This is a genomic window from Gilvimarinus gilvus (genome assembly GCF_030518155.1).
Lineage (GTDB): Bacteria > Pseudomonadota > Gammaproteobacteria > Pseudomonadales > Cellvibrionaceae > Gilvimarinus > Gilvimarinus gilvus.
Genome location: NZ_JAULRU010000583.1, coordinates 111,235 through 137,864, shown reverse-complemented (window position 1 = coordinate 137,864; position 26,630 = coordinate 111,235). Strand labels below are relative to the sequence as shown.

The 26,630-nt window shown below is 51.9% G+C and carries 23 protein-coding genes; 12 read left to right on the top strand and 11 right to left on the bottom strand.

Annotation, left to right across the window (positions count from 1 at the left end; genetic code table 11):
• Window positions 1-8 precede the first annotated feature (8 nt).
• Window positions 9-974, bottom strand: a complete 966-nt coding sequence (locus tag QWI17_RS14445) for a phosphoribulokinase (protein ID WP_302723227.1) — start codon at window positions 972-974, stop codon at window positions 9-11.
• 215 nt (window positions 975-1,189) lie between these two features.
• Between QWI17_RS14445 and QWI17_RS14440 the strand changes: the two genes are divergently transcribed.
• The 5 genes from QWI17_RS14440 to QWI17_RS14420 all read left to right on the top strand — a co-directional run bounded on the left by QWI17_RS14440 (window position 1,190) and on the right by QWI17_RS14420 (window position 8,823).
• Window positions 1,190-1,792 carry an ATPase gene (locus QWI17_RS14440; protein WP_302723226.1) on the top strand — a complete coding sequence of 201 codons (603 nt, stop codon included), beginning with the start codon at window positions 1,190-1,192 and terminating at the stop codon, window positions 1,790-1,792.
• Between the two features lie 295 nt (window positions 1,793-2,087).
• On the top strand, window positions 2,088-4,640 hold the full coding sequence (locus tag QWI17_RS14435; protein ID WP_302723225.1) for a hypothetical protein: 2,553 nt from the start codon (window positions 2,088-2,090) through the stop codon (window positions 4,638-4,640).
• A 15-nt stretch (window positions 4,641-4,655) separates the two neighbouring features.
• Window positions 4,656-6,530 (top strand): GMC family oxidoreductase, encoded by a 1,875-nt coding sequence (locus QWI17_RS14430; RefSeq protein ID WP_302723224.1) that lies wholly within the window; start codon window positions 4,656-4,658, stop codon window positions 6,528-6,530.
• A gap of 2 nt (window positions 6,531-6,532) precedes the next feature.
• The gene (locus QWI17_RS14425; RefSeq protein ID WP_302723223.1) at window positions 6,533-7,492 is read left to right on the top strand and encodes a hypothetical protein; all 960 of its coding nucleotides are present in this window, start codon (window positions 6,533-6,535) and stop codon (window positions 7,490-7,492) included.
• Window positions 7,493-7,497: 5 nt separating this feature from the next.
• A complete protein-coding gene (locus QWI17_RS14420) occupies window positions 7,498-8,823 on the top strand; it encodes an alpha/beta hydrolase (protein WP_302723222.1) in 1,326 nt (441 codons plus the stop codon).
• Window positions 8,824-8,908: 85 nt separating this feature from the next.
• Here QWI17_RS14420 and proB read toward each other — a convergent pair whose 3' ends face one another.
• The 4 genes from proB to rplU form a co-directional block, all read right to left on the bottom strand.
• Window positions 8,909-10,030 carry a glutamate 5-kinase gene (proB, locus tag QWI17_RS14415; protein ID WP_302723221.1) on the bottom strand — a complete coding sequence of 374 codons (1,122 nt, stop codon included), beginning with the start codon at window positions 10,028-10,030 and terminating at the stop codon, window positions 8,909-8,911.
• A 51-nt stretch (window positions 10,031-10,081) separates the two neighbouring features.
• Complete coding sequence (gene cgtA / locus QWI17_RS14410; protein WP_302723220.1) at window positions 10,082-11,275, bottom strand: Obg family GTPase CgtA; 1,194 nt, start codon at window positions 11,273-11,275, stop codon at window positions 10,082-10,084.
• Window positions 11,276-11,433: 158 nt separating this feature from the next.
• Window positions 11,434-11,691, bottom strand: a complete 258-nt coding sequence (gene rpmA / locus QWI17_RS14405; RefSeq protein WP_302723219.1) for a 50S ribosomal protein L27 — start codon at window positions 11,689-11,691, stop codon at window positions 11,434-11,436.
• 14 nt (window positions 11,692-11,705) lie between these two features.
• Complete coding sequence (gene rplU, locus QWI17_RS14400; protein WP_302723218.1) at window positions 11,706-12,017, bottom strand: 50S ribosomal protein L21; 312 nt, start codon at window positions 12,015-12,017, stop codon at window positions 11,706-11,708.
• 223 nt (window positions 12,018-12,240) lie between these two features.
• Here rplU and leuS point away from each other — a divergent pair, with 223 nt between their 5' ends.
• From leuS to QWI17_RS14370, 6 genes are all read left to right on the top strand, one after another.
• Complete coding sequence (gene leuS / locus QWI17_RS14395) at window positions 12,241-14,703, top strand: leucine--tRNA ligase (protein WP_302723217.1); 2,463 nt, start codon at window positions 12,241-12,243, stop codon at window positions 14,701-14,703.
• Window positions 14,704-14,760: 57 nt separating this feature from the next.
• Window positions 14,761-15,273: an LPS-assembly lipoprotein LptE gene (locus QWI17_RS14390; RefSeq protein WP_302723216.1), complete on the top strand. Its 513-nt coding sequence runs from the start codon at window positions 14,761-14,763 to the stop codon at window positions 15,271-15,273.
• A gap of 2 nt (window positions 15,274-15,275) precedes the next feature.
• Complete coding sequence (holA, locus tag QWI17_RS14385) at window positions 15,276-16,325, top strand: DNA polymerase III subunit delta (protein WP_302723215.1); 1,050 nt, start codon at window positions 15,276-15,278, stop codon at window positions 16,323-16,325.
• Window positions 16,326-16,342: 17 nt separating this feature from the next.
• A complete protein-coding gene (locus tag QWI17_RS14380; RefSeq protein ID WP_302723214.1) occupies window positions 16,343-17,080 on the top strand; it encodes a GDSL-type esterase/lipase family protein in 738 nt (245 codons plus the stop codon).
• Entirely contained in the window at window positions 17,077-18,174 is a 1,098-nt protein-coding gene (locus tag QWI17_RS14375; protein WP_302723213.1) for an SGNH/GDSL hydrolase family protein, read from the top strand. The genes QWI17_RS14380 and QWI17_RS14375 overlap by 4 nt, the downstream gene beginning before the upstream one ends.
• Before the next feature lie 88 nt (window positions 18,175-18,262).
• Window positions 18,263-19,138: a DUF3014 domain-containing protein gene (locus QWI17_RS14370; protein WP_302723212.1), complete on the top strand. Its 876-nt coding sequence runs from the start codon at window positions 18,263-18,265 to the stop codon at window positions 19,136-19,138.
• Here QWI17_RS14370 and QWI17_RS14365 read toward each other — a convergent pair.
• Both QWI17_RS14365 and QWI17_RS14360 read right to left on the bottom strand, forming a co-directional pair.
• The gene (locus tag QWI17_RS14365) at window positions 19,135-19,890 is read right to left on the bottom strand and encodes a hypothetical protein (RefSeq protein ID WP_302723211.1); all 756 of its coding nucleotides are present in this window, start codon (window positions 19,888-19,890) and stop codon (window positions 19,135-19,137) included. The genes QWI17_RS14370 and QWI17_RS14365 overlap by 4 nt on opposite strands.
• Window positions 19,891-20,016: 126 nt before the next feature.
• Window positions 20,017-21,036: a LacI family DNA-binding transcriptional regulator gene (locus tag QWI17_RS14360; RefSeq protein ID WP_302723210.1), complete on the bottom strand. Its 1,020-nt coding sequence runs from the start codon at window positions 21,034-21,036 to the stop codon at window positions 20,017-20,019.
• A gap of 325 nt (window positions 21,037-21,361) precedes the next feature.
• On the opposite strand from QWI17_RS14360, the gene fucP reads away from it, so the two are divergent.
• Window positions 21,362-22,660: an L-fucose:H+ symporter permease gene (fucP, locus tag QWI17_RS14355; protein ID WP_302723209.1), complete on the top strand. Its 1,299-nt coding sequence runs from the start codon at window positions 21,362-21,364 to the stop codon at window positions 22,658-22,660.
• Window positions 22,661-22,728: 68 nt separating this feature from the next.
• Here the strand turns inward: fucP and QWI17_RS14350 are convergent, their stop codons facing one another.
• Genes QWI17_RS14350 through lysS form a run of 4 tightly spaced genes read right to left on the bottom strand, consistent with a single transcriptional unit; the run spans window position 22,729 to window position 26,618 of the window.
• Entirely contained in the window at window positions 22,729-23,691 is a 963-nt protein-coding gene (locus QWI17_RS14350) for a DUF4380 domain-containing protein (protein WP_302723208.1), read from the bottom strand.
• Window positions 23,692-23,702: 11 nt separating this feature from the next.
• Entirely contained in the window at window positions 23,703-24,575 is an 873-nt protein-coding gene (gene trxA / locus QWI17_RS14345; protein ID WP_302723207.1) for a thioredoxin, read from the bottom strand.
• 18 nt (window positions 24,576-24,593) lie between these two features.
• Window positions 24,594-25,130 (bottom strand): YaeQ family protein, encoded by a 537-nt coding sequence (locus QWI17_RS14340; protein WP_302723206.1) that lies wholly within the window; start codon window positions 25,128-25,130, stop codon window positions 24,594-24,596.
• A gap of 3 nt (window positions 25,131-25,133) precedes the next feature.
• Entirely contained in the window at window positions 25,134-26,618 is a 1,485-nt protein-coding gene (lysS, locus tag QWI17_RS14335) for a lysine--tRNA ligase (RefSeq protein ID WP_302723205.1), read from the bottom strand.
• Window positions 26,619-26,630: the final 12 nt, after the last annotated feature.

The window sequence follows — 26,630 nt, the reverse complement described above, 5'->3', positions numbered from 1 at the left end:
AATGCCTATTACTCACTAATTTGGCATTTAATCGTGGCAATTTGATGATCCTTGCCCAAGGTTAGCAAGACATCGGCCCGCGCGGGCATTTCCCCTAACATCCAGCGTGTTAAACGCTCATAGTGCGCAATAAAGCGGCCAATTTCATCGGCCGACATCACCTTAGAATTTGCCAAATCCTCTGCACTCAGTGACGCGCGGAGTTTTTCTTCCTGCAACTGGCGCCACTCCAGCACCTGATCAAACGATGGCGCCTTGAGCATAACCAGCAAGTCGATCTGATCAAACAAGAGCTGGTAATCTCGCAGACAGTCGTTAACATAACGCCGCCACGCGCCGTCATTATCCTCATGCGCCTCCAGGTTATTGACCGGTGCCTGCAGATCTCCGGCGCGCTGCGGGCGCGCGCCTACGCACCAGCCTTCGAAAATAATCACATCGGGCTTTCCGGTAAAACAATCCCACTCACTTTGGGCAACGCAATCATCAAGGGCTTTATTAAACCTCGGTATGCGAGTCACGGTACTCGCATCTGACTCTTTCAGGCTTTTAAAAAGTCGCAACGCCAAAGGCAGGTCATGAGTGCCGGGCACCCCTCGGGTAGCCAACAATGGGTGAATATGCGCACTGAGCGTTTGCCGGGCGGCACGCCCCAAGTACAAGTCGTCGATGGATACGGCGCATACACGCTTATCATAAACCGTCTGCAGCAGAGCCTGGACCACTTGCGCCGCCGTTGATTTACCGGTTCCCTGCGCGCCGTTCACCCCCAATAAGAACGGCGGGCTGTCTACGCCAGAATGTCCAGCACAATAGGCGGCCAATGGCATATAAAAAGCCACTAAGGTGCGGGCAATATCCAGGGGTATTTTAAGATTCTTGGAAAGACTCTCCACAACTCCCGCTGGCACGCTGTTAAGATCGCAGGCCTGCGCCAGGTGTTCTGGCCATTGAGCGGTACTTGAATTGGGCATAACATCATCTCCTCTATTTCTATGATAAGCACAATTTGAGCCAGAATTTCGACCGCGTATTGCTCGCCCCTTTGATGACGCCAACAACCCATCTTGCACTCCCAAACACAGCTACAAAGCGAACTTTGCTTCCTGTGCTATGGTTAGTTAGGACTGACTGTATCAGCACTGTACACACATGGCACCCTAAACATCTTTAACTGATGAGCTAGCCTATGGACACTGCGCCTTTCATGATCGCCCTAGCCGGCCCCAATGGCGCAGGCAAGACCAGCTTTTATTACAATGAACTGCACCACGAGTATGGCGAAACGCCCTTTCTAAACGCAGACATCATTCAGTACTTCGAACTGGAAGAGCCCGATATGAAGGCGGCTTATCGAGCGGCTGAAATAGCCAGTGAACGGCGCCAGAATTGTATAGACAACAAAACCAGTTTCATCTGGGAGTCCACCTTTTCCCACCCCAGCAAGCCCGATGTAGTAGCCGCAGCAAAAGCGGCAGGCTTTTACACCAAGATCATTCATATTGGTGTCGCCACCCCTGAGATTTGCCAGGCGCGTGTCGCGCTGCGGGTCGAAGAAGGCGGCCACAATGTACCCGCGCACAAGGTGTTTGAACGCTACTCGCGCTGCCCCCCTCTGATTCGCCGTGCCATTGAAATAGCCGATGAAGCGCAAATTTTTGACAACAGCGTCGATTTTGAAGAGCCCAAGCTTTGCCTAAGTGTCAAGCACGGCGTATTTGAGAATATACAACCCATTCCGCCAGACTGGATTCGCGACACCTACCCCACCGACCTCAACATCAACGCCTGATTTTCAGCGGGAATGTCGAACGCCGCAGATTGTCCGCTGAGCACATATGTGGCACCCAAATGATTTTTAGCAATAATATGCCACATAAATTTCATTTGCATCTATTGTCCTATGCCGCTAAAGTGATTATGCAACAGGATGTTGTCCTACCCTCGATGTATCTGGCGCCATATTTAATGGGCGAAGCCGGGACAATGCAGTACATCTCTCCCGCTCCCTGAGCGGCATCTTTACCACAAAAATATTCACCAGCACTGACTGGCGGCGTCTTTTGGTCACACGGAAGGGGATTACCATGAAGGTATTAAGTTTTGCTGTCCATACGGTTTTCTGGGGCACTCTCAGCATTTTGGCGGGATGCTCTGAGGCACCCTCACCCTGCGGCAAAGGAGCGGGGGAAATTCTTGATGAAGCGCAGTGCGTTGGCGTAACGAAGGAGCAACTCTCAGGCTCTACCGTCGACTATTACGCGGACATGGACTACGGCATCTCCAAAAACCCGGCCGCGCTCCAAGCGCGACTCGAGCCTTTCTTCCCCGGTATTAGCGAGCAAGACGCCGTCGATCGATTCGCGCGCGGGCGCAACAACTGGATTGTCTGGACGGCGGGCAACGACCGTTTTTGGGACGAGCTGAGTCAATTCACGTTCGGCAACGCTGACCTGTTAAAAACCATTTCCAACCACCCAAGCTTAGGCTACAGCCGTGATAATCGTTGGGAGTATTTAGGGGTGGTCAATGAACCGTGCTTTGAAAAACCAAACGGTCCACAAGCCGATCGCTACGGTCTGTGGCTGGATATTCGGGACGACAGCTGCGCCCCCGACCCCTTTGCAGACAGCGAAGCCTATCCAGGTGTGAAAATTGGCGCCCGAGGCGAAAATATTGAAGTCGGCTCCTACTATGGATACGGCACTGGCATTGTAGGTCTGCGCTTGTTTCCCAATCCGGAGTTTGATGAAACAGCCGAGGCCAACTGGGACCCGGTGCGCTATTACACTGACCCGGAATATTATGACAATAAAGATCTGGTACGCCCCTATCGGGTTGGTATGTCGTGCGGCTTCTGTCACGTTGGCCCCAACCCAACCAATCCACCGCAAGACTTTAATAACCCTGAGTGGTCCAACTTAAACTCTAACCCGGGGGCACAATACTTCTGGGTAGACCGCATTTTGCTGTGGGATAAAGACGAAGATAATTACTTAAAACAGCTATTCCACGCTTCTAAACCTGGTGCGCTGGATACCTCTCTTGTCTCAACCGATTATATTAATAACCCGCGCACAATGAACGCCATTTACAACCTGGCATCGCGCCTGGAACTGGCAACCAAATGGGGCCAAGAGAAAATTGAAGGACCGGAGCAGAACAACAAACAACTGAATGATTACCTACCCGACGACCATGCGCTGAGTCAGTTTTATGATGCCCCGGACACTGTCTATACCCCAAGAGTGTTGAAAGACGGCGCCGATTCGGTGGGTGCCCTGGGCGCTCTGAACCGGGTATACGTCAACATAGGGCTGTTCAGCGAGGAGTGGGTTGAACACTTCAGGCCCGTTGTTGGCGGTAAGAAAATCACCCCCTTCCCGATTGCAACCGCACAGAAAAATTCAACCTATTGGCGTGCAAACGAGGAACAAACCGCAGACGTCGCGCTGTTTTTCTTAGGCAGTGCTGAACCCGATTATTTGGCAAATGCCCCTGGCGGGGAAAACTATTTAAGCGATGACGAATCGGTACTGGCGGAAGGTAAAAAGGTTTTTGCCGAGACTTGCGCCCGCTGCCACTCATCGAAACTGCCCGACTATGTCTTTAAAGATTACTTCCCCAACAAGGGCTGCGTTAACGGTGATTACCTGAAGTGTTGGAACGATTACTGGCAGCACAGTAAAACCGATCAGTTCAAAACTGCCATGCAAGAAGTTGTACAGGAAGATAACTTTCTGCAGAACAACTTTCTTTCCACTGAGCTTCGCGTGCCGGTCACGCTGCTCGAAACCAATGCCTGCAGCCCTTTAGCACGCAATGCGCTGGCCGGTGACATCTGGGATAACTTCTCATCCAGCTCATACAAATCACTGCCTGCAGTGGGCAACATTCAGGTGCAAAACCCCTATACCGGTGAGGTCCGCGATTTCGCCATGCCTGGTGGCGGTCGCGGCTATACTCGCCCCGCTTCATTAATCAGTTTATGGTCGTCCGCCCCCTTCCTGCTTAATAACGCACTGGGGCCTTTTGAGTATGAAGGCACAGTAGAGGCGCGCATGAAATCATTTGAGGCCTCGGTTGAAAGACTGCTGTGGCCCGAGCGTCGCGCTCACTCCGGCCAGGACGACAGTTACGACTATGACTATCCGTTTGACGTGATTACCCGCTCCGGGAAAAAACACCCGGGCTACATTCAGGTCACTCAGCAAACAAGTTATTTAAATATCACACCGGGGTACCTACCTAACTTCGTCGCCGAATTTGACGGTATTTTGAGTAAGCTGTTGCCCAAGCTGTTCTCATCCGATGGTATTACATTAGGCCCTATTCCCGCCGGAACCCCCGTTAACCTTATCTACAATACGGATATAAGTAACATTGATAAAGACCGAATAAAGTTATTGGTAAAAATCATCAAGGACTTGAAGAAACTGCCACATGGCGCGTCGGATGAACAGGCCAAAACGATATTCGCCAATTTGGTCGAGCCACTGTATCAAGGCAGCTCCTGCCCCGATTACGTAACCAATAAGGGGCATTATTTCGGCACCGACTACCTGCCCGATAGCGAAGAGGAAACACCCCTTACGGATCAAGAAAAGTATGCTTTGATTGAATTCCTTAAAACCATGTAAGCAAAGGATTGTCACATGAGCGAGTACGATTATATTGTTGTCGGGTCCGGCGCAGGTGGTGGCACGGTAGCGGCGCGCCTGGCTGAATACGGGGCTCGGGTACTGGTATTGGAGTCCGGACAAGACCCGGTCAAACACAAGGGTAGTGATCAGGTCAGCACCGAAAACCGGCTACCCGAAGACTATGAAGTGCCGGTTTTTCACGCCTTTTCAACCGAAAACAATGAAATGCGTTGGGATTACTTTGTTCGTCATTACTCTGATCAAACGCAACAAAAGAAAGATCCTAAGTACTCCCCTGAATACTTAGGGCAACCTGTTAACGGCGTACTCTACCCTCGGGCGGGTTGTCTGGGCGGCTGCACAGCCCACAACGCCATGATTACGGTCTACCCTCACAATCAAGATTGGGACGATATTGCCGAGCTTACCGGTGACGACAGCTGGAACTCGGACACCATGCGATCCTATTTCGAGAAATTGGAGGATTGCCACTACCGACCGGTATGGCGCTGGATTTACAAACTCTTCAAGTTCAATCCATCGCGCCACGGTTTCTCTGGCTGGTTCAGAACCGAAAAAGCCATTCCAATTGAATATGTCCTGAAAGATCACGCTTTAGTCGACTCCTTAGAGGAACAAGGTGCGGTTGGCTTACGTATGCTGCCAAGGCTATGGCAACGACTGGGTTGGATAAAACGCGGAGCAGGTGACCCCAACGACTGGCGCCTTGTGAAAAACAATGCCACAGGATTGCGCTACCCACCACTTGCCACCGGCAAACACAAACGACACGGCACTCGCGAACGCTTGCTCGATGTGGCGAAGAAATACCCCGAGCGCCTTACCATTGAAACCAATGCGCTGGTTACCCGGGTTATTATTGATGAGCAGCTCAATGCCCGCGGCGTAGAATACCGCAAGGGTGAAAAGCTGTACCGGGCTTACCAGTACCCAAGCGGGGAAGTGGGAGAGGTACGCGAGGTTTACGCCGCTAAAGAAGTTATTCTGGCTGGCGGCGCGTTTAATACGCCTCAACTGCTTATGCTCTCCGGCATTGGCGATCGAGAAGAGTTAGAGACACACGCCATTGAATGCAAGCTACACCTACCGGGGGTTGGCAAAAACTTACAGGACCGCTACGAAGTCGGTGTCGTTAACCGGATGAACTTTGACAACTGGGAAGTACTCAAAGACGCCAATTACGACACTAAAGATCCGCAGCATCAAGAATGGTTAAAAGGTAAAGGCGTATACACAACTAACGGCGCTGTGCTGGCTGCCATTAAACGTTCACTGCCCTCTCGCCCTTTGCCCGATTTATTTTGCTTTGCGCTGCTCGCCGAATTTAAAGGCTATTTTCCCGGCTACTCTAAGCTAATTAAAAATCTGAACTATCTCACTTGGGCAATATTGAAAGCACACACAAACAACACCGCAGGCTACGTAACACTCGCCTCCAATGACCCACTTGACCGACCCTACATTAACTTCCGCTATTTCGATGAGGGTAATGACGATACCGGTGCCGATCTCGCCTCCGTGGTGGAAGGTATTCGCTTTGTCCGAAGCATGACGAAGCCTCTGATTGACAAAGGCTTAATCGCCGAAGAGGAACTTCCGGGGCAAGACAAGCAAAGCGACGCCGAACTGGCTGAGTTTGTACGCAACCGCGCCTGGGGGCACCACGCTTCCTGCACCTGCAAAATTGGCCGTGACGACGATCCTATGGCTGTACTCAACAGCAATTTTCAGGTTCGCGGTATTGGCAATTTGCGCGTGGTAGACGCGTCAATTTTTCCCCGCATTCCCGGTTTTTTTATCGTCACCTCTATTTACGTTGCCGCTGAAAAGGCCGCCGACGTGATATTCCAAAGCCACAAGAGCTAACCATGAAAAAACTTTACCTTTGCTACTTACTAGTAAGCATACTAGGCTGTGCCTGCTCATTAAGCTTGGCCTCAGATCATGCGGACCCGGTTTTTAACGGAGAGCCGACCCAAAGTCTATCGGGGCTATTTGTGTTTCCACACAAGGGCAATCTCGTTGTTATCCTAACCACCCACCCAGGCCTAAAAAAGCCACCACCCATTGATCACTTGTCAGAGCAAACCTACCGGGTACATTTTGACTTGTCGTCTGAGGTGAGCTTTGATAATCCTCAGCAAAAATTACGCTACGGGGGCAGCATTAGCAGCCCGTCTCACATCCACCCCGACGCGACTCTTGCTTTTCACCTGGATAACAACGCATCCCTTACGGCTTTAGAGAAAAGCGGCACTTTGAAGGATTCTGAGAATATTCGTGTGTTTACCGGCGTGCGAGACGACCCCTTTATATTTCCGAAGTTTTTTGGCTCTAACGTGGTCGCCATGGCTGTTACAATCCCCATCACCGAATTCGCTGCCGAACAGCATAACTTTGTTATGTGGGGTGATATTGTAAAACACGGAAAGAAAATAGATCATGTGGGGCGGTCTAACCGAACCATGCAGCCTCGGTTAGACTTCCTCAACACATTGGAGCCCGCCCAGCACCTTGAAGCCATCAACAAAAAACATAACGACCCCGGCTTTATCGACGGCATACTTATGTCAAAACTTGCACCACTTTTTGCGATTCGCGACTATGATAAGTTCCCGGACGTCATGATATTTAGCACAAAGTTTTCCCCGGGCTTCCCCAATGGCCGCATGCTAACCGATGACGTTGCCGCACTTACTTGCAAAGTAGGTGACTGCCTGCTGTGGGAACTATCGCTGGGCGATGTACGAACTTGGGAGTGGCCTCGCAAGGACACCAATGACAAGCCGTTTTTAAGCGAGTTTCCTTATCTGGCCGAGCCGTGGTGAGCACTATGCCCAGCAAGTTTGTTCGTGTACTTGCACTCCTCCTTGGCGCCGGCATATTGGTGGCGTTAACGGTTTCCTGCACCCGGAGTACCGCCTGGCGAACCGAGCCACCCGCCAACTGCCGGCAAACGTGCGCAGAGTCTTATATTGAAGAACATGACAATTTCGAATTGAGTTTTATTGAGTTCTCCGAGCGAGGCAATCAATTTGACCGGCGTAAAACCGAGGACATTGTGAGCCGCATAGAGTCTTACGCAAGCGAGGATTCAGGGGTAGCAGTGGTCGTTTTTGTTCACGGCTGGCTACACAATGCCAGCAACGACGACCGCAATGTAAAAAGTTTTCGCCAGGTGCTCAACAAAATTGGCAGTGCTAATATTCTGGGTGAGCGCAAGCTTATGGGGGTTTACATCGGTTGGAGAGGCAAATCTTTATACGGTGCGGGCTCTGAATACCTTACCTATTGGGCAAGAAAATCGGTAGCCGAAGAAATCGGCGCGAACGGTGTTTCGTCAGTCATTCTGAAGCTGGCGGAAATTGATGCACGTAAACCTGATAATATTTTGCTGATTGCCGGCCACAGTTTTGGCGGCGCAATGACTTTGTCGGCGGTAGACAATATATTATTAACTAAGATGATTACCGGAATGTCCAATGGCAAGGCCACACCCCCTATTGGCGAGGGCGTCGTACTGCTTAACCCAGCCATAGAAGCCAATCAAATTTTTGCCTTAAAAGAGCATAGTATGCGTTTTGCTGAGCAGTCATCGCCGCAGTCGGAGCTCCTACATGTTATTAGTTCAAAGGGAGACCAGGCAACTCATGTGTATTTCCCAGTCGGACAGTCCATTGCCGCCTTAGGTTGGGAGGAAGTCGATTTTGAACGCTATTATCAAGATAAACTGTATAAGTTTTCCGAACACAATCTCGACATTACAACAATTGGCAACTATGAACGATTTTGGACTGGCGCGATAACACTCAACCGAAATAACCGTAGGGATCCGTACGACCAGCCGTTGGGAGAGTGGAAGTTTCATGACTACTGCGAAGACAAGAGCGCAACAACGCACAATCCATTAACGGCCCGGCTGCCGTGCTCCGCACAAGACCCCATCGTATTTTTAAGCACCGATGCTAGCTTTATCAAAGACCATGGCGATATTTTCAATGACAAAGTATCGGCGTATTTAACATCTATTGTTGCGTCCAGCCTGCACCAGGAATCGAAGATGCTCAGCGAGAATTGTGAGCGCGGGGGGCACTTTTCCTTCGCTGCATGCTTTGGTTTTTTTATGGGTCAGTTTAACGATTTAAATGCCGAAGAATAATTGGCCCCAGACTTCCAGATCCCGGCACGGACACACGAATATTACGCTGTGAGGGAAAACCTCAGACACAAACGAAACTGCAAACCTAAACAATAACCAGATTATCGCGATGAATCAGCTCTGCATCGCCTTGATAACCAAGGCGTTCCGCTATCTGTGAACTAGGGTGCCCGATAATCTGGCGGGCATCCGATGCGTGATAGTTGACAAGCCCTCTGCCCACTTCACGACCTTGCAAGTTCTTGCATACGACCATTTCACCGCGCTTAAAATCACCTATCACCTGTTTTACGCCAACCGGCAACAAACTTTTACCTTGTTTTTGTAATACCGCTACAGCGCCGTCATCCAAGACCAACGTCCCGCGCGACTGTAAGTGACCGGCGATCCAACGTTTGCGCGCGGCCTGTGGCTCTTGATCAGCCCACAGATAAGTACCGAGGCTTTCACCATCGGCCAGGCGAGTTAACACCGAATCCTGCCGACCTCCGACAATAATGGTATCGGCGCCTGAGCGAGCGGCAACACGAGCTGCCCGCACTTTAGTAATCATGCCTCCACGCCCCAAACTACCGCCATCACCTGCCATAGCATCGAGTCGAGCGTCGGCAGCAGCCATTTCACTGATCAGCTCAGCGTCAGCATGGGTGCGAGGATCAGCGGTATACATCCCATCCTGATCCGTCATTATGACCAAAACATCGGCATCAATCAGATTCGCAACCAGAGCCCCTAATGTATCGTTGTCGCCAAATCGGATTTCATCGGTCACGACTGTGTCGTTTTCATTAACGATGGGGATCACATTAAGATCCATTAGGGCACGCAGAGTTGAACGGCCATTGAGATAGCGTTCACGGGAGGAGAGATCATCGTGATCGAGCAATACTTGCGCGGTGTGTAAGCCAAATTGCGAGAACTCAGACTCGTAATTTTGAATGAGGCCCATCTGCCCCACGGCGGCGGCGGCTTGTAGCAGATGAATCTCGGTGGGCCTTTGCGTCCAGCCCAGACGTGTCATTCCGGCGGCTACGGCGCCAGAGGAAACGAGCACCAACTCAATGCCACGCTTTTTGAGTGCTGCGATTTGCGACACCCAGTGCGAAATGGCTGCATAGTCCAACCCTTTGCCATCATCGGTCAGCAGCGCGCTACCAATTTTAACCACCCAACGCTTAGCTTGACCTAACTCCTGACGTTTTGACATTCGCTCGTTCTCTTACCGTTCCACTGAAAGACCGACTCTTAATGCGAAGAATTAAGGCACATACTCCACTTCGACATCATCATCGAAGTCGTCATCATCGTCATCAGTTTTTTGTGCTTTACGCGCTGCGCGATGCTGATCTCTTAAAGTCTCGATACGCTCACGCACTTCTTCTTGCATCGCATCCTGAAAAGCAAACTCTGCCTCAAGCAATTCAGGATCGTCTTTTTCGGCCTGCCAAAGTTCTTCCAAATGCTGCATCAAAGACCCGGCCAGAGTATCAACATTGATACCGCTGACCGCGGCAATTGCGTAGACAGGCCCAGTCCAGTCGAGCGCTTTAGCAATATTTTGACAAATAACCTCGCGCTCATCTTCGGGCAGTAAATCTACTTTATTGAGTATCAGCCAGCGCTTACGCTGCGCTAAATGCGGGCTAAACGTTTCTAGCTCACGTGCAATAGCTTTTACGTTTTCAACAGGGTCGCTGCCATCTACCGGGCATACATCCACCAGGTGCAACAATACCCGGCAGCGCGTTAAATGCTTCAAAAAGCGTATACCCAGGCCTGCCCCATCAGCGGCGCCTTCAATAACACCGGGAATATCAGCCACCACAAAACTGCGGTGCTCCTGAACTTTTACCACACCCAAATTCGGTACCAGTGTGGTAAATGGGTAATCGGCCACTTTAGGTTTGGCGGAACTGACGGAACGAATAAAAGTACTCTTACCCGCATTGGGTAAACCCAATAGGCCAACATCGGCCAACACTTTCAACTCTAACTTCAAGTTGCGTATTTCACCGGGGCTACCGGGGCTGGTTTGACGAGGAGCGCGATTGGTACTCGACTTAAAGCGAGCATTTCCCAAGCCATGAAAGCCCCCCTGAGCAACTTTGAGGGTATCTCCGGCCTTGGTTAAATCACCCAGGGTTTCACCCGAATCAATATCGATGACAGTCGTGCCTACCGGTACCGGCAATGTCAGATCTTCGCCGCTTCTACCGCGACAATCCTTACCCCGGCCACCATCTCCGCTGGGCGCTTTAAAGCGGCGGGTATAGCGATAGTCCACCAGTGTATTCAGATTCTCATCGGCGCACAGAAAAACACTGCCGCCGTCACCGCCATCACCACCGTCTGGGCCACCTTTGGCAATAAATTTTTCCCGGCGAAAGCTCAGGCAGCCATTACCGCCCTTTCCTGCTTCCACGTAAATCGGTGCCTCGTCGACAAATTTCACGGCTTTCTCCGCTGAATGAACTGATTAGGCCGGTAATTCACCACTCACAGCCCGACCTTTCTGTGAGTCTATCAACAAAAAAGCCCCATCGGTAATCGACGGGGCTCTTTCTAAACGGCTTGCGCCGAATGGCTGCTTAGCAGCCGACCAAGAGTGACTTACACAGCTTCGATGGAAACGAAGCGGCGGTTTTTGTCACCTTTGACTTCAAATTTTACAGTGCCGTCTGCTTTAGCAAACAGGGTGTGGTCTTTACCAATACCCACGTTTACACCAGCGTGGAACTTGGTGCCACGTTGACGAACAATGATAGAACCGGCCGATACAGCTTCACCGCCAAAGCGCTTTACACCAAGGCGTTTACTTTCCGAATCGCGACCGTTGCGTGTACTACCGCCTGCTTTTTTATGAGCCATGAGTAAACTCCTGCTTAACCTTTGATACCGGTGATTTTAACTTCAGTGTACCACTGACGGTGGCCCTGGCGCTTCATAGAGTGCTTACGACGACGGAATTTGATGATTTTCACCTTGTCCGCACGACCGTGAGTAACTACCTCGGCAGTTACCTTGGCACCGTCTACAACAGGCGCACCGATTTTTACGTCGCCGCCGTTAGCTACCAGATAAACTTTGTCGAATTCGATTTTTTCGCCGGTGGCGACTTCGATTTTTTCGAGCTTCAGGGTTTCGCCTTCCACTACGCGATGCTGTTTGCCACCGCTTTCAAAAATTGCGTACATAACTGCTCCAATGCGCTTGGACGGCACGAAGTAACGAGGGGTTGCCACGCGTTTTATAGACTTGAGCCGTATTAGGGGCGGCGATTTTATGCCAAACCTCCACCCAAATCAACCTCTTTTAGCGATTATTTGCACGACTCAACCCTTGGTATCACGCGGCCTACCCCCTATAATGCCCGCTCTTTATCTATCACCGACAATTCGCAGGGAATCATAGCCCACAATGCAAGAGCAATATCACCCCGCCGAGGTGGAATCCGCGGCCCAGAGCTACTGGGAAGAGAACCAGAGTTTTACAGTCACCGAAGACACCAGCCGCGAGAAATTCTACTGCCTCGCCATGTTCCCCTATCCCAGCGGTAAGCTGCACATGGGGCACGTGCGCAATTACACGATTTCCGATGTAATTTCCCGCTTTCAGCGCATGCAGGGTAAGAATGTACTGCACCCTATGGGATGGGATGCCTTTGGCCTTCCTGCGGAAAATGCCGCCATTAAGAACAATACCGCGCCCGCAAAATGGACCTACTCGAATGTCGAGTATATGAAAGGTCAACTTAAACAGCTCGGTTTTGGCTTCGACTGGAGCCGTGAACTGGCCACCTGTCGCAGCGACTACTACCGCTGGGAGCAATGGTTCTTCACTCGCCTGTACGAAAAAGGTTTGGTGTATAAAAAGAACTCAGCGGTTAACTGGTGCCCCGAAGATCAAACCGTCCTTGCCAACGAGCAGGTCGAAGACGGCTGCTGCTGGCGCTGTGGCACCACGGTCCAACGTCGGGAGTTGGCACAGTGGTTTATCCGTATCACCGCTTATGCCGAAGAATTACTGAAAGATCTGAACAAGCTGCCCAACTGGCCGGAGCAGGTCAAAACCATGCAACGCAACTGGATCGGCAAAAGCCGGGGCGTTGAAATGCGTTTTGATTTGGCCGAAAAGCTCGGCGGTCACACCGGCTTTGAGGTCTATACCACACGCCCCGACACGCTTATGGGTGTCAGTTACGTGAGCCTGGCCGCAGAACACCCCATCGCCCAGTCTCTGGCAGACGCCGATGACAGCATTGCCAAGTTCATTGCCGAGTGTAAAGAGCAATCGGTTGCCGAAGCCGATATGGCCAATATGGAGAAAAAGGGCCTGGATACGGGCCTGAAGGCACTGCACCCGATTACCGGTGAAGAAGTGCCGGTTTGGATCGCCAACTACGTGTTAATGGACTACGGCTCTGGGGCCGTTATGGCGGTGCCCGCTCACGACCAACGCGACTTCGAATTTGCGCACAAATACAGTTTGCCGATTCAGCAGGTTATCGCCCCCAAAGACGGTTCAGCAATAGATCTTACCAAGGAGGCCTTTGTCGACAAGGGCGTACTGGTTAACTCTGGTGAGTACGACGGCCTCGACTTTAAAGCGGCCTTTGACTCGATTGCACAAACTCTCAAAGCGGCCAAAAAAGGTAAAGTACAGACCAATTATCGTCTGCGCGACTGGGGGGTTTCCCGCCAGCGCTACTGGGGCGCCCCTATTCCGATGCTGAACTTGCCCGGCGGCGGCGAAATTCCGGTACCGGCGGACAAGCTTCCGGTATTACTGCCCGAAGACGTGGTACTCGACGGCGTTCAGTCCCCGATAAAAGCCGACCCCGAATGGCGCAAGGCCGAATACGAAGGCCGCGCGGTAGAGCGCGAGACGGACACCTTTGACACCTTTATGGAGTCTTCCTGGTACTACGCGCGTTACACCTGCCCCAACTTTGCCGATGGCATGCTCGACTCGGATGCCGCCAACTACTGGCTGCCTGTAGATCAATACGTCGGCGGTATCGAACACGCCATTTTGCACCTATTATACGCGCGCTTCTTTCACAAATTAATGCGCGACGAAGGCCTGGTCGAATGCGACGAGCCCTTTGAGCGTCTTTTGTGCCAGGGCATGGTACTCAAAGACGGCGTCAAAATGAGCAAATCCAAAGGCAATACCGTTGACCCGGCAGAGTTAATTGCACACTACGGTGCCGACACGGTTCGTTTGTTTTCAATGTTCGCCGCGCCCCCCGAGCAGAGCATGGAGTGGAGCGATTCCGGTGTTGAAGGTGCCAACCGCTTTTTACGCCGCTTATGGAAAACCCTGCACGGCCACTTAAAGGCGGGTACCCCCGGTAGCATCGACATCGAATCGCTGAATGACTCTCAGCGCGATCTGCGTCGTAAAACGCATGAAACCATAGCCAAGGTCAGTGACGACTACGGTCGTCGCCAAACCTTTAATACCGCTATCGCCGCAGTAATGGAATTGATGAACGAGGTCAGTAAGCTGGCCGATCGCGCCTCTCCCGAGGGGCTTGCGGTCGAACGCGAAGCGCTGGAAGCCGCGGTGCTGATGCTCGCGCCCATTGTGCCGCACATCGCCCAATCCCTCTGGCATGCACTGGGGCACAGCACAATCCCCCTGGATGCCCCTTGGCCAGCCGTGGATGAAGCCGCCCTGAAACGCACCAGTATTGAGATTGTGGTTCAGGTCAATGGTAAGGTTCGCGACAAAATGCAGGCGTCGGTAGAGGCCGAGCGCAGCGATCTTGAGGCCCAGGCACTTTCACTGCAAAATGTTCAGCGCTTTTTAGAAGGTGTTACGGTTCGCAAGGTGATTGTCGTTCCCAATAAGTTGGTCAACATTGTCGCCAACTAAAACGGGGCTGTTTTGGCAGCCTCTTTCGTCATCCAAAGTACACAGGGGAGGCTCATAGTGACAGTGCGAATGTTTGCCATATGGGCAATGTTGGTAACGGGCGTGCTGGCCGGCTGCGGCTGGCAAGTGCGCGGCAATCTGCTGCCCCCGCTCGCACTGGATTCAGTGCGGATTGCTTCGAGCGAGCAGTACACTCCCCTGCTACAAATCTTAACCGATGCTTTTGTCGAGAATGATATTGACGTTGTCGGCGCGGGCGAGAAAGCGCAGTACGTCCTCGTGCTGGAAGACGAAGATTTGCGCAAACGAACCGTCGGAGTTGGTACCGACAGCCTGGCCGCCGCTTTCGAGCTGCAATTGAGTCAACCGTTTCAGTGGTTCGATACCCAGGCTGTGGCGGTAACCTCGCCATTGAGCGCTATCGTTACCCGCTCACTCGATGCATCTGACACAACCGGTATCGAACGAGAACAGGAATTACTGCTCGATGATATGCGCCGGGAGCTGGTTCAGCAAATACTGCGACAAAGCTACTTTCAACTTCAACCCGAACAAGCTGCGCAGGAATAACTGTGGCTAAGTTGCGCATTGACCAACTACAGCGCGCTTTAGGCGAAAAACTTGCGCCTATCTACTTGGTCAGCGGAGACGAGCCTTTGTTAGTGCAAGAGGCCTGCGACAGCATCCGTAAAGCGTCTCGACAGCAAGGTTTTGAAGAGCGCGAGCTGCACCACATTGAAGCTGGATTTGACTGGGGCCAGTTGCACAACGCCGCCAACAGCCTATCTCTGTTCGCCAGTCAAAAACTGATTGAACTGCGCATGCCCAATGGCAAGCCCGGCGACAAGGGCTCGCGCGCACTGGTGGAATATACCCAAACGCTGCCCGCGGATACCTTGTTGCTTGTTGTCACCGGAAAACTCGATAGCGCCACGACACGCAGTAAGTGGTACAAAGCCCTGGATGGAGCTGGCGTACACATTCCCATCTGGCCCATTGACCCACCGCAGCTGCCCCGCTGGATTGGTCAACGACTGAAACAGGCCGGACTTAACGCAGAAAGCAGTGCCATCGATATGCTCGCGTCACGTATTGAAGGCAACCTACTGGCCGCTGCGCAGGAAATAGAAAAGCTCAAATTACTGACAACCGATGGCCATGTGAGCGCAGAGCTTATGGCCTCCGTGGTGGCAGACAGCGCACGCTATGACATTTTCGGGCTCGCTGACAAAGCCCTGCTCGGCGATGCCAGAGCGGCCGTTAAAAGCCTACAAGGTCTTAAAACTGAAGGCACCGAAGCGCCCGCCATACTTTGGGCACTGAGTCGTGACCTGCGCCAAATTCTGCAGGCCGCCATTCAAGTTGAACAGGGCAAGCACCCCGACTGGGCGATGAAACAAGCGGGAATTTGGGCTAAACGGCAGCCCTTGGCCGGCAAAGCCCTGCACCGGCTCAGAAGGCCTAAGCTCGAACTGCTGCTGCGACAGGCGGGCGGTATAGATCGCGCTATTAAGGGTATGCGCAATGCCGATCAGTGGGATGAATTGCTGGATCTGGTGCTCAATATTGCTGGCACCCAAAGCCTGTCACCAAATAATATTCGCCTTAATCTCAAACTATAAAGCACGAGAACCATACGATGAATGCTAAAAAACTGATATGCACACTCAATGTAACCGGTTTACTTCTGCTCGCAGGTAGCGTATTTGCAGACCCCCTCTCCACAGAGCCGGTTCCGCGCACGAAACAGTTTTCCTGGATGAGCCTGTCGAATTGGTACGAGTGGCACGCTGCCGATGTTGCGCTGGCCGAGCAGGGCCAAGCCCGTGTTGTTTTTCTTGGCGACTCAATCACTCAGGGGTGGGATCACGAACTGTGGGAGCAGCACTTCGCCCCTCTGGGTGCGGTAAATTTCGCCATTGGCGGCGACCTGACCCAGAATATGCTGTGGCGCCTGGATCACGGTAATGTGGAAAAGCTAGACCCGGAGCTGGTGGTACTGATGGCCGGTGTCAATAATTACCTCCACCACCAGGCGACGCCCGAGGACACTTTTCTAGGGGTTAAGGCTGTCGTCGATAGAGCACTCGATTATTACCCCAATGCAAACTTGATTCTGCAAGGTATATTGCCTTTTGGTGAACAGCCCAACACCCCGGAACGGCATTGGGTAAAGGCCACAAACAGCCTGCTGCAGCAACTGGAAAATAACCCAAGGGTTGTGTATTACGATTTTGGCGATCTCTTTTTGGAGGACGACGGACGTATCAGTGCCGAGGTTATGGGCGATTTTTTACATCCGGGCCGCAAAGGTTACGAAACCTGGATCGAACAACTTTTGTTTCTGGTGAAATCGCCTCTGGGTGAGACAAAATGAATTCCGTCAAAGCACTGATCGTGGGAGTGACTACTTGTGCTGTGGTGAGCTGCACGGCCCCTCCTCCGGCACAGAGTACACTCAATGCGAACGATGATTTAATTCGCTGGAGCGGTCGTTATGTAGAGCAGGCAGGGCGCGTAAAATTCGGCTACCCGAGTGTCAACGCCAATCTGAGTATTGATGGGGGCACGCTTAGCATGGTTGCCTCGAGTACTAAGCCTGGCAGCCTACTCGGCATTCGCATAGACGAGCAACCACCAAGGCGCCTGGCACTAACCACAGAGCCTACGCGCTACACTCTGATTGAATCGGCAACACGACAGCACCAGATAAAAATCAGTCACTTATCCGAAGCGTGGCGCGGCCTGGTCACCATTGAGAGCTTTGCGCTCGACGAGGGCCGCTTGTCCGCCCCGCCCGAACCTGCCGCCAACAAATTACTGGTCATTGGCGACTCCGTCACCTGCGGTGAGGGAGTTTACACAGCAGAAGCCGCCTGTAAAACTAAGCCACGCGAGCCTGATTCTGACAACTCTTACGGCATGCTGCTCGGCGCCAAACTCAACGCCGAAACCCAATTGGTATGCTATGGAGGCCGCGGCGTTATACGCAGCTGGAACGGCAATACCGACGAGTTACAGGCGCCGGATTTCTTTGCTTTGGCCATACCAGAACCCGGCAACCCGCCGGCCGATTTATCAAGCTTTGTACCGGATGTGATTGTGGTTTCACTGGGCACCAATGACTTCAGCTTAGGCATTGGCGCATTGCCGGGGCAGAGCGAATTCGTCGGTGCCTACGTTGAATTTGCCCGGCGCTTGCTAACCACATACCCCGAGGCGATTATCGCCCTCACTGAAGGGTCTATCGTCAATGACAAGGCTGATCCGAGCCGACCACAAAAAACAGTTCTTAAGCGATATATCGCAAACACGGTCGAACAAGTGGCAAACCCCAGGCTATATCAAATAGATTCGCCCTATTACCCCGGCGATGAGTGCGATGCACATCCAACTGGTGAGCAGCACCGGCAAATCGCCCAAAGCTTATGGATACAACTAAAACCTTTGCTAAATTTAAAGGACGACTGAACCATAACGTTAAATAACATTCTAAGGCTTGTAAAACGACACAACCTAACGCACAGTTAGAAAAAAGGTTAGCTCACTGGAGCAGGCTATGAAGGACAGCAGTACCGCGGGAAATGCAGTTGCCATCATCGCAATAGTAATCGTTATTGCGTTACTGGGTGGCTTTATTTATTGGTATCAAAGCCAGCAGGCTACGCCAGATACCTTACCTACACCTGTGCCCGTTCAAGCTCCGGCCCCGGTCCAGCCGGCACCAACCCCAGAGCCTGTAATTGAGCCAGAACCTATCATCGAAACGCCAGAGCCGGAACCTGTCGACCCGGTTACGCCCGAGCCTGTGCCAGAGCCGGAAATTGCAGAACCGGAGATAGAACTACCGCCGCTCAATGAAAGTGATGCCTTCGTGAGCGAACAAATTGCGCCGGAATCCAGTGATGAGCTCACCGCTCTGATCGTCCCCGATGAGGTTGTGCGCAAAACCGTGCGAGCGGCGATCAGTATTGCCAACAACCGTCTGGTAAATCAATACCGCCCCGTACTGTCGCCGTTACCAACTCTGGGGGTTACGCAAATTAGTGGCGGGCCGGATGCAGAATATGAACTTACTGAGGCCAATTACCGTCGCTACGACAAGCATATCGCGTTGATGGAATCAATTGAGCCGGCAGCCTTGGCGAGGATTTTTACCACACTTGAACCCATGTTCGACGAAGCTTACGCCGAACAGGGTCTGGAGGGAAAGTTCCGCCCGGTACTCCTCAATGCCATCGATAATATGTTGGCCACCCCAGAGGTCACTAAAACACTGACATTGAAGCGACCAGCGGTTATGTACAAGTACACCGATCCAGAGCTGGAAGCCCTTTCTGACCCACAGAAGTTAATGTTGCGTATCGGCCCGGAGAATCGAGCCAAGGTGAAGGCATACTTGGAAAAATTTGAAACTGAATTAACGGCCCCTTAAAAGTGCCATTTAATAAGCAAATTGGCATTACTTTCATCAGTAGGGAAAGCCTCCGAATCTTTAATGCCAAACTTATTGTGCCAGTAGGTGTATTCGACCCCAATGTACAAGGGAGAATTCAGCTTAAAGTTTTCGCCTAAATTCCACTTAAGCTGCGACGTCCAGTGCAGACTGCTGCGCTGGTCTTGGGTGGTCGAAAACCAATCTACAAAACCATCGTATAAAAATACTTGGCCGGCAACTTCAAACGGGTAGGCCCAGGTAAATGTAGTCTGCCAGTTATCTTCCGTTTCATCATTGTCTCGACGGTAAAAATCAAGGTTTGCATAACGAAACCCCGGCACACGAAACTGTAACCCCACGCCGTACAGATAGTTGGTAAAACCCTCCCCCATCTCTATGGTCGCGGACAACATTGTGTCTTTTAACCAACCCTGTTCATCGGCCTGCTGAAGACATAAAAGTTTATTTTTACAAAGACTTAGACGCGGCGACCACTCACCATAGTTGGTGCTTGTACCAGAACTGGCAATCACATGATCCCAAAACATAAAACTGTCGCCCCAGCTGGTGCTGGCGGCATACTCGAAGGTGTAGACTTCTCGCTGTGGATCTCCAACCCGATAATGATTGCCTTTAAGATAACTGACGCTGTAGGTTTGCCATAATATCTCGGCGCTGGCAGGCATAGAATAGGCCGCTACCATCACCACCAAAACGTGCCTGCAGTAGAGCTTTATTATTCTCATCATCGTTTATCGACCTTTTACCCACAATTCACGGCAACGCATCCACAACAGACGCTTGCCACACGCCGGCTATAAAAGTGTAGACGAGAAAAGGACTTTTATGCCAAAACCGACCGCGATCAAAGCAGGTTAAGGCTGAACTTGATGGGTACTTTCACGCTCGAGAATGCGACAACTCATAATGGCCGCCGGCATTTGAACCGACTTGCCCTTAAGCAGTTTGATTAAGAGTTCAGCGGCCTTTCCGGCCATTTCAACAATTGGCTGACGGACAGTAGTCAGGGAAGGGAAGATTTGATGGGCAACAGGTGTATCGTCAAAACCAGCCACCGATAGCTCTACAGGCATGGCTATACCACGGTGGTGCGCCTCGATGATCACACCCGCTGCCATATCGTCATTACTGGCGAATATAGCCGTGGGGGCATCGGGCAAGTCCAACAGGCGGGCCGCACACTCGCGACCCGAGTCAAAAGAGTTGTAACCCTGTTCTACCAAAGTGCGATCATACCTCAGGTCGTTCTCCTTAAGCGCTGCCAGATACCCCAAATAGCGTTCGGTCACGGCTTTATGATCAGGGTGACCTGCAATAAAGCCAATCCGCGTATGCCCCAATTCCAGTAATTTACAGGTCATATCATAAGCGGCTTCCTGATCATTGGTTTGCACATAAGGACAGGCCGCTTTGTTTTCCGTTGGCGATAGGCGCACAAACGGCACTTGCGCCTCGACCAACCCCTGCACAAGCTCAGCAATATCGGACAAGGGCGGCGTCAAGATCAAACCATCCACTCGGCTCTGCCGCGCCAGCAGAAGAACCTCTTGTGTCAGCTCCTCACTATCGTGCTTACAGGGGTGAATCAGCAAATCGTAACCGGCCCGGCGACAGGTCGCCAGCGCGCCGGCCTGCACATCAATGACGTAACTGGCACTCGGATTGTCATACAACAACCCCAACACGTAAGATCGGTTAGCCGCCAACGAGCGCGCCGATTGACTGGGGCGGTAGTCCAGCGCGGCAATGGCTGCCGCAACCTTTTCACGGGTAGCCGCGCGGACATTAGGTTCATTGTTTACCACCCGCGATACGGTCTTCATTGACACGCCTGCCAACGCCGCAACATCGTCAATGGTTGCTTTTGCCACCACTTAATCCCCTGCAATTTGCAATTATTTTTGGTCTTACCAGCAGAGCCTCAACCCGCGCTGGCAATTGCATTCTACCCCAATGCTAATGCCTCTGCGTAAACTGAGCTGACAGCGCTGTCAATTTCATTTATAGTGTCTTCGCCTGAAACTCGCCAGCTGGGGCTTGGGAACAGCGGCATGTCGTCGTAGCCAACAAAGACGGCATAAAGCTCTCTCCGGACTGGACAATACAATAAACAGGCAGCCACCTGACAATAAAGCGCACTGACCAACCCAAAAACAACCCAGGCGGTGCACACAACACGTTTTTTCTACGAGGTTTATTATGGCAACTGCTCCTTCCAGTGTCGGCGTCACTCAGGTGGCTGATTCGAACGACGAAAACTACACGGCCCCCTTGGTCATTATCACCATATTGTTCTTTATGTGGGGCCTGCTAACGGCCATGAACGATGTGCTTATTCCCCACCTTAAGAATGTTTATACTCTCAGCTATACCCAAGCTATGATGGTGCAATTCTGCTTCTTTTTTGCCTATGCCGTTGTATCGTTACCCGCGGGCATGCTGATCAAGAAAATTGGTTATCAGAACGGCGCCGTTACCGGGTTGATCATTGCAGGCTTTGGTTGCTTCTTGTTCTATCCGGCATCAATGAGTACCTATACTGTATTTCTAATCGCCTTTTTCATATTGGCTGCCGGCATTACGGTTTTACAGGTGGCCGCTAACCCCTATGTGACGGTGCTGGGGCCAGCCCGCACGGCGTCCAGTCGTCTCAACCTAACTCAAGCCTTTAACTCGCTCGGCACCACTATCGCGCCAGCACTCGGCGGCTTGCTCATTCTGGCAGCCGCGGGCGAGGCCATTGACCCATCTGCGCTGTCGGAATTAGACGCCGCTGCCGCCAAAGCAAAAGAGGCCGCAGCGGTACAAATGCCCTACCTGGTTCTGGCCGGCTCACTCATCGCGCTGGCCGTGTTTTTCAAGCTGGCCAAACTGCCAAAAATTTCCCATGAAGAGGCACCCAGCGCAGTCACTGCTGCAGACACTAAGGTCTCGATTTTCTCCAAGCCTCACTTACTGTTGGGCGCTGTCGGTATTTTTATGTACGTCGGTGGCGAAGTGGCCATCGGTAGCTTTCTGGTAAACTTTTTTGGCGAAGCCAATATCGCCGGCATGAAAGAACATGAAGCCGCCGTATACGTAAGCTTTTATTGGGGCGGCGCGATGATTGGTCGCTTTATTGGCTTTGTGGTAATGCGCCACGTCCAGCCGGGTAAGGTACTGGCGTTTAACTGCGTTGCCGCTATTGCTCTGGTTTTGTCTGCGGTTTTGCTCGATGGTAAGGTCGCGATGTGGGCTATTATTGCGGTGGGATTGTTTAACTCAATTATGTTTCCAACCATATTCAGTATGGCGTTGCATAAGCTTGGCAGCTTAACCAGTCAAGGCTCCGGCTTGCTGTGCGTTGCCATTGTGGGCGGTGCTATTGTGCCACTGGCGCAGGGCTTTCTTGCGGACACAATTGGTATTCAACTGTCCTTCTTGCTGCCAGCTTTATGCTATGGCTACATACTGTTTTACGGAGTGAAATACTCCAATCTGTACAATAACGCGGACTAACCTAGCAGCAACTGTGTTCTAGATTATGATGGGCTTATATGGCTCCCCCGATCTGAACACAGTTACTGCTAGTCGGTGTCATTGAGGGCGAGTCCGGCTAATTGGCGGGCTCGCGCCACCAACCATTCACGATTTGTTTGCAACTCACCTTGAGGCAGCAATTCGAAAGCCCAAAGCACTCGCCAATCCAAGGCCTCACCGGGCAATAAAGTCGTCAAATAGCCCTGCTGCTCCAGCTCAATATAAGAGCCGTCTCCTTTAGCGTAAAGCTCTATTTCCCCTTCACCGGGCGCAATTAAATCAGCGGGAACATTTTCAAAAGCTTTTACAAACAACCAGTCGTCGGCTTGATACGCAAGCCACCCCTCGTCCCCATCGGTCATGGACTTGTAGTGATCGGCGCTCAACGTCTGAGCAGCATAATCAAACCAGGCGATACCGGCGCTATGAGTGAAATCCAGCGGTGCAAACTGACCACTGTGATAAGGGGTATCCCCTTTGGGGAAAAACACCTGACCCTGCGCCGGTAAGCGCGTTATTTCCCAGGGCGCTAACGTAATCTCCCGATCAGATTGATTGAGAATCTGATAATCGATTATTAGGGTGTCGGTATTCTCTGCCAAAGCATAGGCCTTGCTCAATGAAACCCCTAGCTTTTCAGATTTGCTGCTGTGTAGCTGAACACCAGTTGCCGTAATTTCAATGCGGTACGGGGCAGAATCCAACGCTTCGGGCGGCGGCCACCCCCAATCAGCTTGCGGGCTAGTCCAAAGCACATTACCCCACTCATTGTTATTGGCAGAGCGCGGGGCCAGGCGTTCCACGGCGCCGTAACTGAGTGACTCAATACGCCCACCCACCGCAGGTGTGATACTCACCCGCAAAGGCCCGCGCTCTAAATAAACGCGTCCATTGGTCAACGATAGGTAATCAGGGGGTGAAATCGCCGGCGCTACGTCGGTTGTTTTATCAGTACACCCAAGCACCGACAAAGCCATCAGAAGTGCCGAACATTTGCGTAAAACCTGCATCGCCGGGCGCCTTAGTACAACAGAGTAAACAATTTGCGCTGATACTCAACGGCCAGCGGATCACCTTTGCCGAGAGCGGCAAGGATATCGGTAATGGCCTTGCGTGGCGCTCCGTCTTGAAAAGTGCGATCGCGCTTAAAAATATCCAACAATAATTCTAACGCTCCCTTATGCTGCCCCTCTTCGTTTAACTGTAAGGCCAGTGCGTAAGCGACGTCCATATTGGCCGGGTCAGCGTCATAGTCGGCCTGCAGCTTTTCCAATTCAGGGGAGCCCGCCGATTGCTTTTTCAACTCGAGAACCGATAAGGCCTGCTGATAAAGCGCATCCTGATCCACCATTTTAACCGTCGCCAAAAGTGCTTCAGCCTCATCGGTACGATTAAGTTCGGCAAAACACAGCGCCAACATAGAGGTTACCAAGGGCAACTGCCCCGATTCCTCATGGACTTGCCTTAACAGTGGCAACGCCTCGGTGTAGTTTGCCTCGTCAAGTAACGCCTTCGCCTGCTGTAAATCCGCCTCCCAGGCCTTGGGGACATACTTATCCAGCATCTCTCGGATCTGCGGCTCAGGCTGGGCGCCGGTAAAGCCATCGACAGGCTGACCATCTTTTACCAACATAACAGTAGGTAGGCTGCGCACACCAAACTGCGATGCCAGCATCTGCTGATCGTCGGCATTAATCTTCGCCAGCAAAACGCTATCGGGGTACTCTCCGGCTATTTTCTCCAACACTGGCATTAAATTTTTGCAGGGCTCACACCAATCGGCCCAAAAGTCTACGATCACCAATTTTTCAAAAGAGGCATCGATCACCAACTGTTGCGCTGTTTCGGCGGTGACATCGACAATATTTGCAGCTGTATTCAGTGAGTCATTCATGAGTATTCGCTTCTGGTTTTAATCAAGATTATCGGTGGGATTCAGCGTTACATTCTGATCGCCCTGGGTGATGTAGGCCGCACCGTCGCTTATGCAGACACTGATGGTCATATTCTTTTGCGCGAGTAAACCAAGCGCCTGCGTCTCCTCTGGGGCTAGATGCTTAACTGTCAAATGAGAAAAGTGCGCAAGCTCGCTCGCCACACCCGGCCACCACTGATCGCGGCCGCGACCACAAGTAAACAGAGTTTGCCTGGCCGAGCGCGAACGACCTTTTTTAATGCGATCGACACTGGGCTGGCCGACTTCTATCCAATTTTCCACGGCACCGGTTGGGTCTATTTGCCAAAGGTCTGGCTCATCGTCGGTAGACAATCCCTTACCAAACACCAGGTCCTCGTCAGCGCAAAAACACCAGGCCAGTAACCGCACCATCATTCGCTCTTCGGTTTCCGATGGGTGGCAGGCAAGCGTTAGCTTGGTATCCAAATACACATGACGATCGGTATCCGATAAATTCAATGTGACTTTATAAACACTCGCCCCTAGCGCCACAAGTTACTCCGGGCGCATGTGCGGGAACAGCAGCACATCGCGAATGGTTGAAGCATCGGCGAACAGCATGACCAATCGGTCAATACCAATACCTTCGCCCGCGGTGGGCGGCAGACCGTATTCAAGTGCGCGTATATAGTCGGCATCGTAATGCATGGCCTCGTCATCACCGGCATCTTTTTCAGCGACTTGCGCCTTAAAACGTTCGGCCTGATCTTCGGCATCGTTAAGCTCCGAAAATCCGTTTGCCACTTCACGACCGCCAACAAAAAACTCAAACCGCTCGGTGACAAAGGGGTTGTCATCCATACGACGCGCCAATGGCGACACTTCCGTCGGATATTCGGTGATAAACGTCGGCTGATCCAGCCTATCTTCCACTGTCGCCTCAAAAATTTCGATTTGCACTTTACCCAACCCGTAACCGTCTTTCAGCGGCACATGCAATTTCTCGGCGACCTTGCGCGCCGATTCCAGATCGGAAATATCGGCGGCGGTCAGGTCAGGATTAAACTGCAAGATAGAGTCGAACACGCTGATGCGATTAAATGGTTTGGCGAAGTCATAATCACTGCCCTGATAGTTAATCGTGGTAGTGCCCATCACATGTTCACACATGCCGCGCAACATCGTTTCAGTGTGATCCATTAAATCTTTGTAGTTGGCGTAGGCCTGGTAGAACTCCAACATCGTGAACTCTGGGTTGTGCCGGGTAGACACGCCTTCATTGCGGAAGTTGCGATTAATTTCATACACGCGCTCGAAGCCGCCGACTACGAGACGCTTAAGGTACAGTTCAGGCGCAATGCGCAGATACATATCGATATCCAGCGCATTGTGGTGGGTCACAAAGGGCCGCGCAGTCGCCCCGCCGGGTATTACCTGCAACATTGGGGTTTCAACTTCCATGAACCCTTGCCCATCCAGATAATTGCGAATATAGCTGATGCATTTTGAACGCAGCTTAAAGGTATCGCGCACCTCTGGGTTCACGATCAAATCAACATAGCGCTGGCGATAGCGCAATTCCTGATCCGCCAAACCATGATATTTCTCTGGCAGCGGTCGCAACGACTTGGTCAGCAATTTCCACTCGCTAAGGTTGACGTAGAGGTCTCCTTTGCCCGACTTATGCAAGGGGCCTGAGCCGCCGACAATATCACCGATATCCCACTGCCCATCACTTTCTTTAATCGCTTTTTGTACGTCTTTGCTGGCGTAGAACTGAATACTGCCCTCACTGTCTTGAATCAGCATAAACGGGCCTCGCTTGGCCATTATACGACCAGCCACAGCCACTTGATGATCCAGCGTTTCCAGTTCTTCCTTGGACTTTTCGCCAAACTCTGCCTGCAAGTCAAGGCTGACATCCGTGCGTCGGAAATCATTGGGGAACGCGTTGCCACGCTCGCGAATGCCAGCAAGTTTGGCGCGGCGCTCGGCAATCAGTTTGTTTTCTTCCTGTGCAGTTTGCTTTTCGTCAGTCATGGGCATCACTTG